16 protein-coding genes are annotated in these 15,376 nt (G+C 65.8%); all 16 read left to right on the top strand.

Annotated features, from left to right (window positions below; translation table 11 throughout):
• Window positions 1-864: 864 nt before the first annotated feature.
• The 16 genes from Q4E25_RS03255 (at window position 865) to cmk (ending at window position 15,374) form a co-directional block, all read left to right on the top strand.
• Entirely contained in the window at window positions 865-1,803 is a 939-nt protein-coding gene (locus tag Q4E25_RS03255) for a tetratricopeptide repeat protein (protein WP_303153971.1), read from the top strand.
• Entirely contained in the window at window positions 1,803-2,786 is a 984-nt protein-coding gene (locus tag Q4E25_RS03250) for an HAD-IIA family hydrolase (RefSeq protein WP_303153969.1), read from the top strand. The genes Q4E25_RS03255 and Q4E25_RS03250 overlap by 1 nt, the downstream gene beginning before the upstream one ends.
• Window positions 2,777-2,938, top strand: a complete 162-nt coding sequence (locus tag Q4E25_RS03245; RefSeq protein ID WP_303153967.1) for a hypothetical protein — start codon at window positions 2,777-2,779, stop codon at window positions 2,936-2,938. The genes Q4E25_RS03250 and Q4E25_RS03245 overlap by 10 nt, the downstream gene beginning before the upstream one ends.
• Entirely contained in the window at window positions 2,938-3,747 is an 810-nt protein-coding gene (locus Q4E25_RS03240; RefSeq protein ID WP_303153966.1) for a TlyA family RNA methyltransferase, read from the top strand. Before Q4E25_RS03245 ends, Q4E25_RS03240 begins: the two co-directional genes overlap by 1 nt.
• Window positions 3,744-4,655, top strand: a complete 912-nt coding sequence (locus Q4E25_RS03235; RefSeq protein ID WP_303153964.1) for an NAD kinase — start codon at window positions 3,744-3,746, stop codon at window positions 4,653-4,655. Before Q4E25_RS03240 ends, Q4E25_RS03235 begins: the two co-directional genes overlap by 4 nt.
• A 13-nt stretch (window positions 4,656-4,668) precedes the next feature.
• Window positions 4,669-6,345, top strand: coding sequence for a DNA repair protein RecN (gene recN / locus Q4E25_RS03230; RefSeq protein WP_303153961.1), 1,677 nt, complete (start codon window positions 4,669-4,671; stop codon window positions 6,343-6,345).
• A 26-nt stretch (window positions 6,346-6,371) separates the two neighbouring features.
• A complete protein-coding gene (steA, locus tag Q4E25_RS03225; RefSeq protein WP_303153960.1) occupies window positions 6,372-7,556 on the top strand; it encodes a putative cytokinetic ring protein SteA in 1,185 nt (394 codons plus the stop codon).
• Entirely contained in the window at window positions 7,556-8,482 is a 927-nt protein-coding gene (locus Q4E25_RS03220; RefSeq protein WP_303153959.1) for a copper transporter, read from the top strand. The genes steA and Q4E25_RS03220 overlap by 1 nt, the downstream gene beginning before the upstream one ends.
• Window positions 8,482-9,156: an NUDIX hydrolase gene (locus Q4E25_RS03215; protein WP_303153956.1), complete on the top strand. Its 675-nt coding sequence runs from the start codon at window positions 8,482-8,484 to the stop codon at window positions 9,154-9,156. Before Q4E25_RS03220 ends, Q4E25_RS03215 begins: the two co-directional genes overlap by 1 nt.
• 1 nt (window position 9,157) lies before the next feature.
• Window positions 9,158-10,078: a site-specific tyrosine recombinase XerD gene (gene xerD, locus Q4E25_RS03210; protein ID WP_303153953.1), complete on the top strand. Its 921-nt coding sequence runs from the start codon at window positions 9,158-9,160 to the stop codon at window positions 10,076-10,078.
• A 72-nt stretch (window positions 10,079-10,150) separates the two neighbouring features.
• Window positions 10,151-11,251 (top strand): hypothetical protein, encoded by a 1,101-nt coding sequence (locus Q4E25_RS03205; RefSeq protein WP_303153951.1) that lies wholly within the window; start codon window positions 10,151-10,153, stop codon window positions 11,249-11,251.
• A gap of 113 nt (window positions 11,252-11,364) precedes the next feature.
• Entirely contained in the window at window positions 11,365-12,237 is an 873-nt protein-coding gene (locus Q4E25_RS03200) for a ParA family protein (protein ID WP_303153994.1), read from the top strand.
• 56 nt (window positions 12,238-12,293) lie between these two features.
• Window positions 12,294-13,118 (top strand): ScpA family protein, encoded by an 825-nt coding sequence (locus Q4E25_RS03195; RefSeq protein WP_303153948.1) that lies wholly within the window; start codon window positions 12,294-12,296, stop codon window positions 13,116-13,118.
• Window positions 13,119-13,128: 10 nt separating this feature from the next.
• Window positions 13,129-13,677 carry an SMC-Scp complex subunit ScpB gene (gene scpB / locus Q4E25_RS03190; RefSeq protein WP_303153946.1) on the top strand — a complete coding sequence of 183 codons (549 nt, stop codon included), beginning with the start codon at window positions 13,129-13,131 and terminating at the stop codon, window positions 13,675-13,677.
• Between the two features lie 63 nt (window positions 13,678-13,740).
• Window positions 13,741-14,676, top strand: a complete 936-nt coding sequence (locus Q4E25_RS03185; protein WP_303153943.1) for a pseudouridine synthase — start codon at window positions 13,741-13,743, stop codon at window positions 14,674-14,676.
• On the top strand, window positions 14,676-15,374 hold the full coding sequence (gene cmk / locus Q4E25_RS03180) for a (d)CMP kinase (RefSeq protein WP_303153941.1): 699 nt from the start codon (window positions 14,676-14,678) through the stop codon (window positions 15,372-15,374). Before Q4E25_RS03185 ends, cmk begins: the two co-directional genes overlap by 1 nt.
• Window positions 15,375-15,376 lie beyond the last annotated feature (2 nt).

Here is a 15,376-nt window from a genome sequence, read left to right as displayed (position 1 = left end):
GGTTGTGGGAGAGTAGGTTACCGCCGACACCAAACAAAACACACAACTCAATACCGAAAAAAAGGGGCCCGCCAGGCCCGCACCAAAGCGTGCGGAAAGCCAGGTGGGCCCTTCTCATGGTTTTACCCACACACATGTGTCGGGGCTGGGTGCTACCACACAACCATCCCGGCACGGCTCCCAGCTTCAACAAGCCGCCCAGATCGGGGTGGTATCGGTGGCCTTATTGAAGCTGGGAGAACGTAGAAACCGAGACGGGCCCGGTAAATCTCCCAGCCTCAATTAGCCGCCTAGTTCGGGGCGATAATGGGGGTCTTATTGAAGCTGGGAGACCGTAGAAACCGAGACGGGCCCGGTAAATCTCCCAGCTTCAATCAGCCGCCCAGTTCGGGGCGATAACGGTGGTCTTATTGAAGCTGGGAGTAAGCAGCCGGTGCAAGCGGAGACCCGGGGACGGTCAAGTCCTGGGTAGGGGGCCGCAGACACCACCCCAAAATGGGCGGGGAAGCAAAGAGCAGGAGGAAACTGCCGTGGCGGCCTGGAGACGCTTAATGGGGCTGTACTGAAAACGGAAAAGCTCGATTTACACCATGAAGGCATATATGCGCTCGCCTGTTAGAGACGGGACGTGCGCGTACCATCAACGCCCGCGCACCATCAACGGCGAAGCGGTGTGAACAACGGCCGCGATTGCTGGGTACATGCGCTGATTGCTCAGGCCGGCGTGCGCCCAGTGGTGAGTTGGAAATTCTTTTGATTATGCGTATGGTGATCAGTCTGTCCTGTTCGTGTGGACTGCGAATTCTGACTGTACACTGAGGCAGTACACACGCTCACTTCTCATGCAGAAAGAGTATGACTTCAATGTCTGACACTAATTCCACCGGTGGAGGCGAGCACAATCGCGAGTCCTCCGAGCGCCGCTCCAAGGGCGGCCGTCCCGGCGGCAAAAAGTTCGAGGGACGCGGTGGGCGCCGCGAAGACAACAACGACGGCCGCGGAAATCGCGCGGCAAGGCGCGGAAGCGGCAAGGGCCGCGCCGAGCGCTACGATCGCGGACGCGGGAGCAAGAAGAACTCTCGTAGGAAGATCGCCCACCCGCAGCGCTCCGGTTATCGCGAAGAGCGCATCAACCAGCGCATGGCTGATCCCGATCTTCCCTCCGACATCGACATCGAGGACCTCGACCCCTCTGTTCTGCAGGACCTGAAGTCGCTGTCGAAGGAGAATGGGGAGGCCGTCGCCAAGCATATGATTATGGCCGCCACGTGGATGGAGGATGATCCGCAGCTGGCGCTGCGCCACGCCCGTGCCGCGAAGAGCCGCGCTGGCCGCGTCTCTGTTGCGCGCGAGGTCAATGGCATTGCCGCTTATCGCGCGGGAGAGTGGAAGGAAGCCCTCTCGGAGCTGCGTGCCGCCCGCCGTATTTCTGGTGGCCCAGGTTTGCTGGCCGTGATGGCGGACTGCGAGCGCGGTCTTGGCCGCCCGGAAAAGGCTATTGAGCTAGGCCGCAGTGAGGAAGCCAAGGAACTGGCCCCGGAGGACGTCATCGAGCTGGCCATCGTGGTGGCTGGCGCGCGCCTTGACTTGGGCCAAGCTGAGTCCGCGGTGGTGACCATTCAGCGGGCCAACCCCAACAAGGAAGACACCGGCATGAGCGCGTGCCGCCTGTCCTACGCCTACGGCAACGCCCTGCTCGAAGCCGGGCGCAAGGACGAGGCCAAGGAGTGGTTCCTGCATGCCCAGGCCATCGATGAGGGCGAGTGGACCGATGCCGCTGAGCGTGTAGCGGAGTGTGAATAGTGAATATTCTCAAGTCCCATGACTCGCTACTGCTTGATCTTGACGGTACCGTGTGGGAGGGCGGCCAGGCTTTGCAGTGCGTTGTTGACGTCATAAACTCCTGCGGCATTCCCGCTGTGTACGTGACCAACAACGCTTCGCGCAGCCCGCAGACCGTGGCGCGCATGCTCACCGAGATCGGCCTGGAGACGGACACCGACCGCGTGTTGACCTCCGCGCAGGCTATCTTGCGTCTGGCGGCGCGCGACTTCCCGGCTGGCACTAAGGCGCTGGTGGTCGGCGCGGATTCCTTTCGCACTCTCGCCCGCGAGGCGGGCTTCGACGTCGTCGGCAGCGCTGACGACGAGCCGGCGCTGGTTTTCCAGGGCATGCACAAGTCTGTCGGCTGGGTGGAGCTGTCCGAGGCCGCCTTGGCAATCAACCGCGGCGCGAAGTACTACGCCTCCAACCTGGATACCTCGCTGCCCACCGAGCGCGGTTTCGCCGTGGGCAACGGTTCCTTGGTCGCAGCGGTGGTCTCCGCCACAGGCGTTGAGCCTATTTCCGCTGGAAAGCCCGAGCCGGCGATGTTCGCCTACGCCGCTAAGCGCGTGAACTCGAAGCGCCCGTTGGCGGTCGGCGACCGCCTGGATACGGACATCGCCGGCGGCAACAACGCCGCAATGGATACCTTCCACGTGCTTACGGGTGTGTCCGGCGAGCTGGAGCTCATCGAAGCGCCCATGGAAAACCGCCCCAACTTCATTGGCGCGGGCTTCCACGAGCTCTCGCTCTCTGAGGCTGAGGCCCGCCCGGGCCCGCAGGGTGACTTCACCGCGCGTTTCGACGGCTACGACATCATCCTGCAGGGCGGGCACGCGAAGTCCACGTCGATCCAGGCGCTGCGCACCGTTCTGGAGGTGGCCTGGGCCGCCCCCGAACCGCCGCGCTACATCCAGCCGCGCAGCGAGGCCGCCGAAAGGGCAGTGTCCACATGGCGGTAAAACCTCACGATCCCCGTGCGGTCCCCACCCCTGAGGAGGTCGACGCCCAGGTCAACGAGATCCTTTCGGAACCTGTGGCGTCGCTGGCGGAGGAAGCCGCGCAGCTAGACAAGGCGCACGCTGTGTTGCGCGACGTGTTGCAGGAGAACTAATGGCACCACAGAGGCGTCGTCTAGATGCAGAGCTCGTACGCCGCAAGATTGCGCGCTCACGGGAACAAGCAGTGGAAATGATTAAGGCAGGGCGGGTCACCGTCGGCGGCTTCGTCGCGCGCAAACCGGCCACGATCGTGGAGCCTGAGGTCTCCATCAAGGTGGCTAAGTCCGCGGGCGATGACTGGGCTTCGCGCGGCGCGCACAAGCTGCTCGGCGCGCTGGAGGCTTTCGACGTCGATCTCACCGGGCGCAGGGTGCTCGATGCCGGTGCCTCCACGGGCGGTTTTACTGACGTGTGCCTGCGCCGCGGGGCAGCTGAGGTGCTTGCGGTGGACGTGGGCTACGGGCAGCTGCTGTGGCGGCTGCAAAACGATGAGCGGGTGACGGTGCTCGACCGCACCAACATTCGCAACCTCACGCTGGACATCACCGGCGGGCCTTGCGACGCCATGGTGGGAGACCTCTCCTTCATCTCGCTGAAGCTGGTGCTGCCGGCCATCGTCGAGTGCATGAGCGAGGGCGCGTGGCTGCTGCCCATGGTCAAGCCGCAGTTCGAGGTGGGCAAGGAACGCATCGGCGCAGGTGGGGTGGTGCGCTCGCCGGAGTTGCGCTTTGAGGTCACTCGGGATGTCGCCGAGTTTGCCCAGACCTTGGGGCTGAGCCTGCATGGCGTGGCGGCCTCCCCGCTGCCGGGGCCGAGTGGCAACGTGGAGTACTTCTTGTGGCTAGTCAAGGATGGCTTGTCCACGCCGCAGGCTACGCTAGAGGAGATGGTTCGTCGAGCAATCGAGGAGGGGCCTCAGTGACTCAGCCCGCACACACAGAGGGAATTCCGGAACGGGAGATCCTTTTGGTTCCGCACGCCAGCCGTCAGGAGAACCTGTCGGCGACGTGGCGTGCTGCCGAGCTTCTGCAAGAAGCAGGCATTACCGTGCGCGTCTGTGCCGCCCACCGAGTGCTGCCGGAGCTGCGCCACGTGGAGCACACCCCGGAGGCGGCAGCCGGGTGCGAGCTGGTACTCGTGCTCGGCGGAGACGGCACCTTTTTGCGCGCGGCGGACATGGCCCGCGCCGTCGACGTCCCTGTGCTGGGCATCAATCTGGGCCACGTGGGCTTTTTGGCCGAGTGGGAGGCGGAATCCCTGGACCGCGCCCTCGTGCGCGTCATCGATCGCTCCTACGAGGTGGAGGACCGCCTGACTATCGACGTCCGGGTTTTCGACCAAGACGGCACGCTCAGCGCCACCAACTGGGCGCTCAATGAGGCCTCCATTGAGAAGATCAACCGCTCCGGGGTGCTGGATGCCTTCCTCGAGGTCGATGGCCGCCCGGTGTCCTCCTTCGGCTGCGATGGCGTTTTGGTCTCCACCCCGACGGGTTCTACCGCCTACGCCTTCTCCGCGGGCGGGCCGGTGCTGTGGCCCTCACTCGACGCGATCCTCGTGGTGCCCAACAACGCGCACGCGCTGTTTACCAAGCCGCTGGTGGTCTCCCCGGATTCCAAGGTGGCGGTGGAGTCAGCGTCCTCGACCACGCCCTCGGTGGTGGTGCTCGACGGCTTCCGGGAGATGCCCATGCCGGCGGGCTCCCGTGTGGAGATTGTGCGCGGCGAGCGTCCTGTGCGTTGGGTGCGCCTGGACAATCAGCCTTTTACTGACCGCCTCGTGTCCAAGCTGCGCTTGCCGGTGGAAGGCTGGCGCGGGCCGCAGCGTTAGGAAGGAGTAGGCCATGCTGGTGGAGATCCATATCGAAGATTTGGGTGTTATCCAGAGTTCCTCCGCGGAGCTCTCCGAGGGCTTGACAGTGCTCACCGGTGAGACCGGCGCGGGCAAAACCATGGTGGTCACCGGGCTTCGCCTGCTCGCGGGTGCGCGTTCCGACGCCTCCCGGGTGCGCGACGGCGCACAGAAGGCCGCGGTGGAGGGTCGTTTTCTCAGCTCCTCGCCGGCGGTGGCCGAGCTGGTGGAGTCCGTGGGAGGCGAGCCGGATGAAAACGGCGAGTACATCGCCTCCCGCACGGTGAGCGCCGCCGGACGCTCCCGCGCCTACCTGGGCGGGCGCTCGGTGCCGGCCTCGGTGTTGGGCAGCTTTGCCGAGCACCTTATCACCGTGCACGGGCAAAACGATCAGCTCCGGCTGCTCGCCCCCGAGCAGCAGTTGGCGGCGCTGGATCGCAGCGAGCAGGGCATCGAGAAGCTGCGCGAGGATTACGCCGTGGCGTTTCGCAGCTGGCGGGAGCTGGCCAAGGACTATAAGCGGCGGACTGAGTCCCGCAGGGAGATGGCGCAGGAGGTGGACCGCCTGCAGTTTGCTATCAACGAGATCACGGAGGCCGCCCCGGAGCCCGGGGAGGACGCCGAGCTGGTCACGCTCATCCAGCGCTTGCAGGACGTCGACGGGCTGCGAGAGGCCGCGGCCGCCGCGTTGGTGGCGCTCAATGGCGCCGAGGACTACGACTCGGAGGACTCCGCCACCAGCCTGGTGGGCCGGGCGGAGTCGGCGGTGCTCGGCAGCAGCGACAAAGAGCTCGCGGCGCTGGGGGAGCGCCTGGCGGAGGTCTCCGCGCAGCTCTCCGATATCGCTGCGGAGCTCGGCTCCTACCTGGAGGCCTTGCCGGCGGATCCCTCCCTGCTGGAGAAATCCCTGCTGCGCCAGCAGGAGCTCAAGCAGCTGACCCGCAAGTACGCCGCGGATATCGACGGCGTGTTGGCCTGGCGCGAGGACGCGGAGACGCGGCTGGCCTCGCTGGATACCTCCTCGGAGGCGCTGGAAGAGCTGAAGAAGCAGGTCATGGCCGCTGAAAAGGAGATGGTGGCCAAGGCCAAGAAGCTCACGCAGGCGCGCACTACGGCGGCGGCGAAGCTGGGGGAGAAGGTCACCGAGGAAATCCACGGCCTGGCCATGCCGCACGCGCAGCTTGACGTGGTGGTGAGCTCCGCAAAGTACTCCAAGACTGGCGCCGATGCCGTGGAGTTTCAGCTCAACGGCAAGCCTTTGGCCAGCGCGGCCTCGGGCGGCGAGCTTTCGCGCGTCATGCTTGCCATGGAGGTTGTGCTGGCCAGCGGGGATGGCAGCACGCTGGTCTTCGACGAGGTTGACGCCGGCGTGGGCGGGCGTGCGGCGGTGGAGATTGGGCGTCGTCTAGCGCGGCTGGCTACCTCTCACCAGGTGATCTGTGTGACCCACCTGCCCCAGGTGGCGGCGTTTGCGGATACCCACCTGCACGTCTCTAAGGAGAAGTTCACCTCGGGCGTGTCCAACCTCAGCGCCGAGGAGCGGGTGGAGGAGCTCGCCCGCATGCTCGCTGGTCTGGACGGCACGGATACCGGCCGCGCGCACGCTCAGGAACTCTTTGATCGCGCACAGTCAGAAGTGGAAAAGTTCCGCGCGCCTTCCACACTTTGAGCCGGTGACGGGGGAGAATGTGGCGCATGAGTCTGTTTTCCCGAAACTCCGACCTGCCCGGCGAGCACGGCGTCTTGCGCGATTGCACGCCCGGCGGCAAAGGCATGAAGAAGTTCTCCGCCGGCGACTTCGCGGTGATCAACGCCGCGAATATCTCCCGCCAGGAGGCCCAAACGCTGGTGGACCTCAAGCCTGCCGCCGTCATCAACGTCGCGGAATTTAGCACCGGCTCCATCCCCAACTACGGCCCGCACATGCTTCTCGACGCCGATGTCACCCTGCTCGAGGGCGTGGGCGAGGACTTTGTGAGCAACTTCAAGGACGGTAAGAAGTCCCGCATTACCGAGGAGGGCGAGGTCTTTGTCGGCGACAGCCTGGTGGCTAACGCCACCCCGGTGACCCGCGAGAAGGCCGAGGAGAACTTCTCCGCCGCGCAGCGCGAGCTCATCGACCACATGGAGGCGTACTTCGGGAACTCCATCGAATTCATCCACTCCGAGGGCCCGCTGCTGATCGACGGCCTCGGCGTGCCGGACTCCGGCAGCGAGATGGCCGGGCGCAAGGTGCTCGTGGTCTCCCCGGCCGAGGATCACCGCGCCAAGATCAAGCTGCTGCGCAACTTCATCCGCGAGTACGAGCCGGTGATCATCGGCGTCGACGCCGCCGCCGATTCCCTGGTGGAGATGGGCTACAAGCCGGACTTCATCGTGGGCAACCCCTCCGACATCAGCTCGGAGACGCTGCGCGGCGGTGCGCGGGTCATCCTGCCCGCGGATCCGGACGGCACCGCGGAGGGCTTGGAGCGCATTCAGGACTTGGGAATTGGTGCGATGACCTTCCCGGCGGCGACGGACTCGGCCACCGACCTCGCGTTGCTGCTGGCGGACTACCACGGTGCGCAGATCATCGTGCAGGTGGGCGGCGCCGTGGATCTGGACGATATTTTTGCCAACAAGGAGCACGCCACCCCGGCGGCCATGCTGACCAGGCTGAAGGCGGGAACCCGCCTGGTGGATGCGGACTCTGTCATCGACCTGTACACCGCTCCCGCGGGCGCGGGCCTGGGCTGGCTGTGGGCGCTGCTGGGCGTGCTCGTGGCGCTGGCCGTGGTGGTGCTCATCGTCGGCTTGGGCGGCAGTGAGTCCTTCGGACAGAACCTCATCGATACGTGGAACAACTTCGCGCTGAGCGTGCAGGGGTGGTTTAAGTAATGGCTAAGGGTAATTCCCTTCTGGGAGCGGGCCTCGGTTTCGGTGCGGCCATCGGCATCGCACTGGGCGCGCTCGTCATCGCGCCGAACATGTCCGGCGGCGGTTCCACCAGCGCCAACGAGGAGCTGCGCCAGGAGTACCGCTCGCTGGTGCAGGACCAGCAGATCACCGAGGCACAGGTGGGCTCGGCGGATTCCGTGGTGCGCGACCTCGCGCCCTACGTCGTGGATGGCTCGCTGGCCCAGCGCCCGGTGCTGGTCATCGCCACCGGGGAGGCCGATGACTTTGAGGTCGGGCAGGTGCAGAAGCTGCTCAAGTCCGCCGATTCCGTTAATGCCGGCACCATCACCTTGAGCGACGAGTTCTTCCGCCAGGAATCTGCCGATAAGCTGCTCTCCCTGGTTACCAGCGCACTGCCGGCCGGGGCGACGCTGGATCCGAAGAAGGTGGACGCGGGCACGCACTCCGGGCAGGCGCTGGCCTCGGCGCTCATGCTGGATCCGGAGAGTACGGAGGAGCTGGCCTCGACCAAGGACCGCGCAGCACTCCTGCAGACTCTGCGGGACGCGAAGTTCATCGACTACGAGGACGGCACTATCCTGCCCGCCCAGGCAGTTGTTGTGGTGGGTGGCAAGGGCCTGGACGGCTACTTCAGCGATTCCATGCTCAAGTTCCTCGAGGGCTTTGATTCCGTGGGCAAGAGCACCGTCTTTGCCGGCCGCGTGGAGACGGCCGCGGAGGACAGGGTCATCGGCAAGCTGCGTGAAGAGGACAGCAGCATTTCCACGGTGGACTCCATCAACCGCGCTACCTCGCAGATGGCCGCGGTCATGGCCGTCAAGGAGCAGCTCGACGGCGGTTCGGGCGCCTACGGCTCGGCCGCCAGCGCGAAGGCTGCCGCACCGGCGCTGCCGAAGGACCTCTGATGACGCACAACGAGAGCACCCAGCCGGAGAAGGGCGCGCACGAGTTCCGCACCGTGAGCAGCGAGCTGCTTCTCGACGCCCCCATCATCGCCGTGCGCCGCGACGAGGTGGTCATGCCTGGTGGCAGTACAGCCATGCGCGAGGTGGTGGAGCACTTCGGCGCCGTGGCCATCGTGGCTCTTGATGCCCACGAGCGCGTGGCGATGGTGCACCAGTACCGTCGCAGCGTGGACCGCCGCCTGTGGGAGCTGCCCGCGGGCCTGCTCGACGTCCAGGGCGAGTCCGAGCTGCTCGGCGCCCAGCGCGAGCTGCAGGAGGAAGCCGGCCTTGCCGCGGGGCAGTGGTCGGTGCTGGCTGATATTGTCACCTCCCCGGGCTTTTGCGAGGAGGCGGTGCGCATCTTCCTGGCCCAGGATCTCAGCGAGGTCGAGCGTCTCGATGCCGAGGGCGACGAGGAAGCAGACATGGGCTTTGCATGGGTTGGCCTCGACGAGGCCGTCGACCGCGTGATCTCGGGGGAGATCGCCAACTCAATTGCCGCCACCGGAATCCTCGCCGCCTACGCCTGCGTGCGCGGTGGCCGCCGCCCGCGCCCAGTGGACGCCCCCTTTGACCTGCGCCCGCAGTCGATGGCCGCCCGCCGCCCGGGCCCCGATCTGAAGGCACTGAGCTAAGGTGGAGCCGCATCATCGGGCGGGCACGCCGCTGGAATCCCTCGCCCAGACCTGGCTCAACCACCTTGCGGTGGAGAAGGGCGCCTCGAAGAACACGCTGAGCAACTATCGCCGCGATCTACGCCGCTACATCGAGTGGCTGGGCGAGGCCGGCATTGAGGATCTCCGGGGCGTGGAGCGGCAGCACGTGGAACGCTACCTGGTGGATTTGCGGGGGCGGATGGCGGAGTCCTCGGCTAGCAGGGCGCTGATCGTCGCTCGTGGGCTGCACAAGTTTGCGGTTTCGGAGGGGCTGATCGACGCCGACGTGGCCGCGGAGGTCTCGCCTCCCAAGACGGCGCAACACCTACCGGAGACCCTGACGGTGGAGGAAGTCACGCGCCTCATCGAGTCGATTCCGCAGGATGAAAGCGCCACGCCTATCGATCTGCGAGATCGAGCGCTCTTGGAGCTGCTCTACGGCACTGGTGCTCGTATTTCCGAGGTCATCGGGCTCAGCGTGGATGATGTGACGGATAACGAGGGCATCCTCAAACTGCGCGGCAAGGGCGACAAGGAGCGTCTGGTGCCGGTGGGCACGCAGGCCACTAAGGCCCTTCAGGCCTATCTGGTCCGCGCCCGGCCGGTGCTTTCCCAGGGCAAGAGCCACGCGCTCTTTCTTAACACCCGCGGCGGGGCACTCTCGCGGCAAAGCGCCTGGGCGGCGCTGAAGACTGCGGCGCAGCGCGCTGAGCTGGATACCTCGATTTCCCCGCACACCCTGCGTCACTCTTTTGCCACTCACCTGCTGGAAGGCGGCGCGGACGTGCGCACGGTTCAGGAGCTGCTGGGGCATTCTTCGGTGACGACGACACAGATTTATACTCATGTCTCAAACGATTCTCTGCGTGAGGTCTGGCGCACCGCGCACCCGCGTGCCTAGCACCGAGAAGCATCCTCGCCGCGTCCACCGCGCGCATGCGCCCGAACCAGACTGAAGAAGGAAGCCATAACCGTGACTTTGCCTGCCCATGCCGCATCCCGCGGCGCTGCTATCCCCGCGCCCACCCCGGTTGAGAAGACAACGGTGAGCCGCGCCGCCGCGACCGCCTGCGGTGTACTGGCAGTGCTGGGGGTCCTCACGGGGATGCTGGGCGGCAGCGTTGACCCCCTTAACGTGGCTGTGGCCCACGCGCAGGATGGCGGCATGGACGCCTCCTTTACCGTCCCAACGGGGCAGACCACCACCGTGAGCCTGCCGGTGCCGGTGGAGGTGAACTTTGCTGCCGAGGGCTGGAGTGTCACTGCCTCCGGGGGAAGCGCCACGGTGACCGCGCCGGCCGAGGGCGGCCAGATCACCGTGCCGGTGAGCTACCAGGGGATGAGCGCCCAGCTGACCCTTATTGCGGATGCGGACACCACCGCCGAGGATGTTGTCACGCAGGGCGAGGAATTCTTGGGCGGACAGGAAGGCGCTGGGGACTCTGGTGCCGAAAACCCTGAGCCTGGACAACCCGGTGCCGGGCAGCCAGGCGGCGAAGAACCGGGCGGAGACGTGCCCAACGCCGGCCAGCCGGGCGCGGGGGAGGCCGCACCGGGGGCGCGCAGCGGCGCCGGCTGGGACGGGGTGGATACCTCGGCCACCGAGTTCCTCAACCTGGAGGCCACCACGGAAGGCAATGCCATCTCGGCGCAGCTGGGCCTGCGCCAGGCGCTGGATCTGTATAACCGCTTCAAGGCCATGGACCACGAGGGCGTGACGCTGCGCTACCTCAACGCGCAGGGCGAGTTCATCCAGGGCGTCGAGCGCTCGGTGGACAAGGCCTCGCGCACCCTGACCCTGCGCTACCCGGAGGGGCAGGAGCCGGATAATCCCTTCATCCTGCAGCTGGTGAAGAAGGACACCCAGGAGGCGGTCCTGGTGGTGACCTTGACTGATCCCCACCGCCCGGGCAGCCAGGACGTTCCTGCTGAGCAGCAGCTCGGCGCGCAGGCGCAGGGCGGCGACGGCGAGGAAAAGCAGCAGGATTCCACCTGGGTATGGTTGCTCGCCGGTGGCGTCCTTGCCGTAATTGGCGCGGCGCTCGCCGCATGGTGGTCAAGGCGCAAGAGTTGATCTGGCTGCCTAATGGTTGTGGGCACAGGCAAGCAGGTACTCTAAGTAATGACAACGGTGTAATAATCGCACGCGATAGTGTGTACAAGGCACAGAAGGAAGCAGGTGTGATAGTGAGCGACGAGGGACTATTTGCCGCCCCTGAGCCGCAGGTAGGGCTGACTGGTCGTCCGCTCCGTGAGCTGCCGGAGCCAGCTCCGCTGGAAAAGCATGGACCCGCCACCATCATTTCCATGTGCAACCAGAAGGGCGGAGTGGGCAAAACCACCTCAACCATCAACATGGGGGCCTGCCTGGCCGAATACGGCCGCAAGGTGCTGCTGGTGGATCTGGACCCGCAGGGCGCACTCTCCGCGGGGCTGGGGCTGACCCACGATCAGATCGGTGACACGATCTATGACGTCATGCTGGACAGCCAGGTCTCCATTCACTCGGCCATCACGTCAACGGCTGTGCCTGGACTGGATCTGGTCCCCGCCAACATTGATCTCTCCGCTGCGGAGATCCAGCTAGTCAATGAGGTCGGCCGCGAGCACACTCTGGCCCGCGCGCTGCGCCCGGTGCGCAAGGACTATGACTTCATCATCATTGACTGCCAGCCTTCGCTGGGCCTGCTTACCGTCAACGCGCTGGCTTGCTCCCAGGGCGTCATCATCCCTATGGAGTGCGAGTTCTTCTCCCTGCGCGGCCTGGCGCTGCTCACGGACACCGTGGAGAAGGTCTCCGACCGCATCAACTTTGACCTGGAAGTCATGGGAATTCTGGTCACCATGTTTGACCGCCGCACCAAGCACGCCCGGGAGGTGATGGACCGCGTGGTGGAGTACTTCGGGGAAAGGGTCTTTGACACCGTCATCACCCGCACGGTGCGCTTCCCGGAGACCTCCGTGGCCGGCGAGCCCATCACCACCTGGGCGCCGAACTCGCAGGCGGCCGCCCAGTATCGTGATCTGGCCAAGGAAGTCATCGAGCGCTCCCAGGGCTAGCCGGTACTCGCCGGGGGCTTCTCCGGCGGCACCGAGGACGGACTTTTTCAGCTGTTATGGCGCACACACAACACCCTGAAACCGGCACGCAGCCGGAGATCACCGGCTTTCGCATCGCCCTGGGCAACTTCGAGGGACCCTTCGACCTTCTGCTGCAGCTCATCCAGTCCAAGAAGCTCGATGTCACTGAGGTGGCGTTGTCCGAGGTCACCGATGAGTTCGTGGCCTATACCCGGCAGCTGGGGGAGTCACAGGACTTGGATGAGATCACGGAGTTCCTGCTTATTGCCGCTACGCTGCTGGACCTCAAGGCGGCTCGGCTGCTGCCACGCGGGGAGGTGGAGGACCTCGAGGACCTTGAGCTGTTGGAGACCCGCGATCTTCTCTTCGCCCGCCTGCTGCAGTACCGCGCCTACAAGCAGGTCGCTGACCAGTTCGCCCGTTGGCAGCGCGAGGCCCGCCGCAGCTACCCGCGCGCGGTCTCCATGGAGCAGCAATTCGTGGATCTGCTCCCGCCGGTGAGCCTGGGGCACACCCCGGCTAGCTTCGCGGAGCTCGCCGCGGGCGTTTTTCGCCCCAAGCCCCCGGAGGAGGTGGCCACCGGCCACGTGCACCAGGTGGCGGTCTCCGTGCCGGAGCAGGCCGGCAAGATTCTGGCTACGCTCAAGCTCATGGGGCAGGGCCAGTGGCTGAGCTTTGAGTCGCTGACGCGGGATTGCACGGTGAGCATGGAGGTCGTCGGCCGCTTCCTCGCGCTCCTGGAGCTGTACAAGGCCCGCGCCGTGGACGCTCAGCAGGAGGAATCGCTGGGGCCGCTGGAGCTGTCCTGGACCGGGCTGGACGTGGACCCAGCCGTCGTCGCCGCGGCCAACTGGGACTAGTGTGTCTGGCATGGACTTGCCCCTGATTTCGCAGTTGCGTTCGCGCATCGAGTCGATCCTCCTGGTCATCGAAGCCCCCGCCAGCGTGGAGGCCATCGCCCGCGCCGTGGACGCCGAGGCCTCGGTGGTCAGCGATCAGTTGCGCGTGCTGCAGCGCGAGCTGGATCAGCGCGGTTCCGGCATCGAGCTGCGGGAAACCGCCGAGGGCTGGCGCTTCTACACGCGCAAAGATAACGCCGACGCGGTGGAGCAGTTCCTGCTCGACGGTTCACAGACCAAACTGTCGCGCGCTGCCCTGGAAACGCTCGCCGTGGTGGCCTACCGCCAGCCGGTGACCCGCGCCCAGGTGGCCGCGGTGCGCGGCGTCAACGTCGACGGCGTCATGCGCACTCTGGCGGTGCGCGGGCTCATCCGGGAGCTGGAGGGCACCGAGGGGCTGGCGCACCAGTACGAGACCACGGAGCTTTTCCTCGAGCTTCTGGGCATCGATTCCCTCGAGCGCCTGCCGGATTTGGCGCCGCTGCTTCCCGACGTCGAGCAAATCGACGAGGACTACTGATCTGGGGTAGGATCTGGCCGGAATAGACATCAATTTCATACTTCTACTGAGAGGACACATCTCGTGACCCCACCCGCTCGCCGTGACGGCACACCGGAAAAGAAACGCCGCGACAGCGACATGCTGCTGTCCAACGCCAAGCCGGCCCGCCGTCAGCACGTCAGCAAAGACCGCACCAAGTCCAAGCCCAAGGCCACCGCAGACTCCGTGGCCCGCGACCTCGGCGCCGATTGGTTGCTCGATGACTCCGCGCCCGGCGGCTCCCAGCAAGGGGAGCGCCTGCAAAAGGTTCTGGCCAAGGCCGGAGTGGCCTCCCGCCGCCACTCGGAGATCCTCATCGAGGCCGGCCGCGTCGAGGTCAACGGCAAGGTTGTTTCCCGCCAGGGCGTGCGCGTCAACCCCAACGAGGACGTCATCCGCGTCGATGGCGTGCGCGTCAACGTATCTGAGGAGAACCGCTACTTCATCCTCAACAAGCCCCGCGGCATGCAGTCCACCATGTCCGATGAGATGGGTCGGCCCTGCGTGGGCGACGTCGTTGCGGAGCAGGTGGCCGCCGGCCAGCGCCTCTTCCACGTGGGCCGCCTTGATGCCGATACGGAGGGGCTGCTCATGCTCACCAACGATGGCGAGCTGGCTAACCGCCTCATGCACCCGAAGTACGAGATCAAGAAGACCTATCTAGCCACCGTGCTGGGCGAGGGCGACAACAAGCTCGTGCGTCAGCTGCGCGAGGGCATTGAGCTCGATGATGGCCTCGCCAAGGCCGACTACGCACAGATCGTGGACAAGAACCAGGGCTACTCCCTGGTGCGCGTGGAGCTGCATGAGGGACGCAAGCACATCGTGCGCCGCATGCTCAAGGAGGCCGGCTACCCGGTCCAGCGCCTGGTGCGCACCAAGCTCCACACGGTGCAGCTGGGCGATATGAAGCCCGGCAGCATGCGCGCACTCAATGATTCCGAATTGACCAGCCTCTTCAAGGCGGTGGAGATGTAATGACGATTTCAAACATGCCCGAAGGTGGGCTCATCCTGGCCGTCGACGGCCCCTCTGGAACCGGCAAGTCCACGACCTGCCGTGCGCTGGCCAAGCGCCTGGACGCCAAGTACGTGGACACTGGCGCTATGTACCGCGTGGCCACTCTGGCGGTGCTGCGTGCCGGGGTGGATCCCGCCGATACCGAGGCCGTCATCGCGGCCACCGCCGACCTGCCCCTGGAGGTCTCCGACGATCCGGATTCCACGCAGGTCCTGCTCGGCGGCGAGGACGTCTCCCGTGTTATCCGCGAGGACGAGGTCACCCGCAACGTCTCCGCGGTCTCCGCCATCCCGGAGGTGCGCCGCAACCTGGTGGAGCTGCAGCGCAAACTGGCCGCTGACGCGCACCGCGCCGTGGTCGAGGGCCGCGACATCGGCACCGTCGTGCTTGTCGACGCCCCCGCGAAGGCCTACATGACCGCCTCCGCCGAGGTCCGCGCGCAGCGCCGCCACGATCAGAACGTGGCCGCCGGCATCGAGTCAGACTTCGACACCGTGCTGGCCGACGTCGAACGCCGCGATGCCGCCGATTCCTCCCGCGCCACCTCGCCGCTGCGCCCGGCGGAGGACGCCGTCATCGTCGATACCTCGGAGATGACCCGCGACGAGGTCGTAGAGGCGCTCATTTCTATTGTGAAGGAGTCCGCCAGTGTCTAAAG

The sequence above is a fragment of the Corynebacterium sp. genome (genome assembly GCF_030532325.1).
In the GTDB taxonomy this organism is placed as follows: Bacteria; Actinomycetota; Actinomycetes; order Mycobacteriales; family Mycobacteriaceae; genus Corynebacterium.
This window is presented reverse-complemented; position numbering and strand designations above follow the sequence as displayed.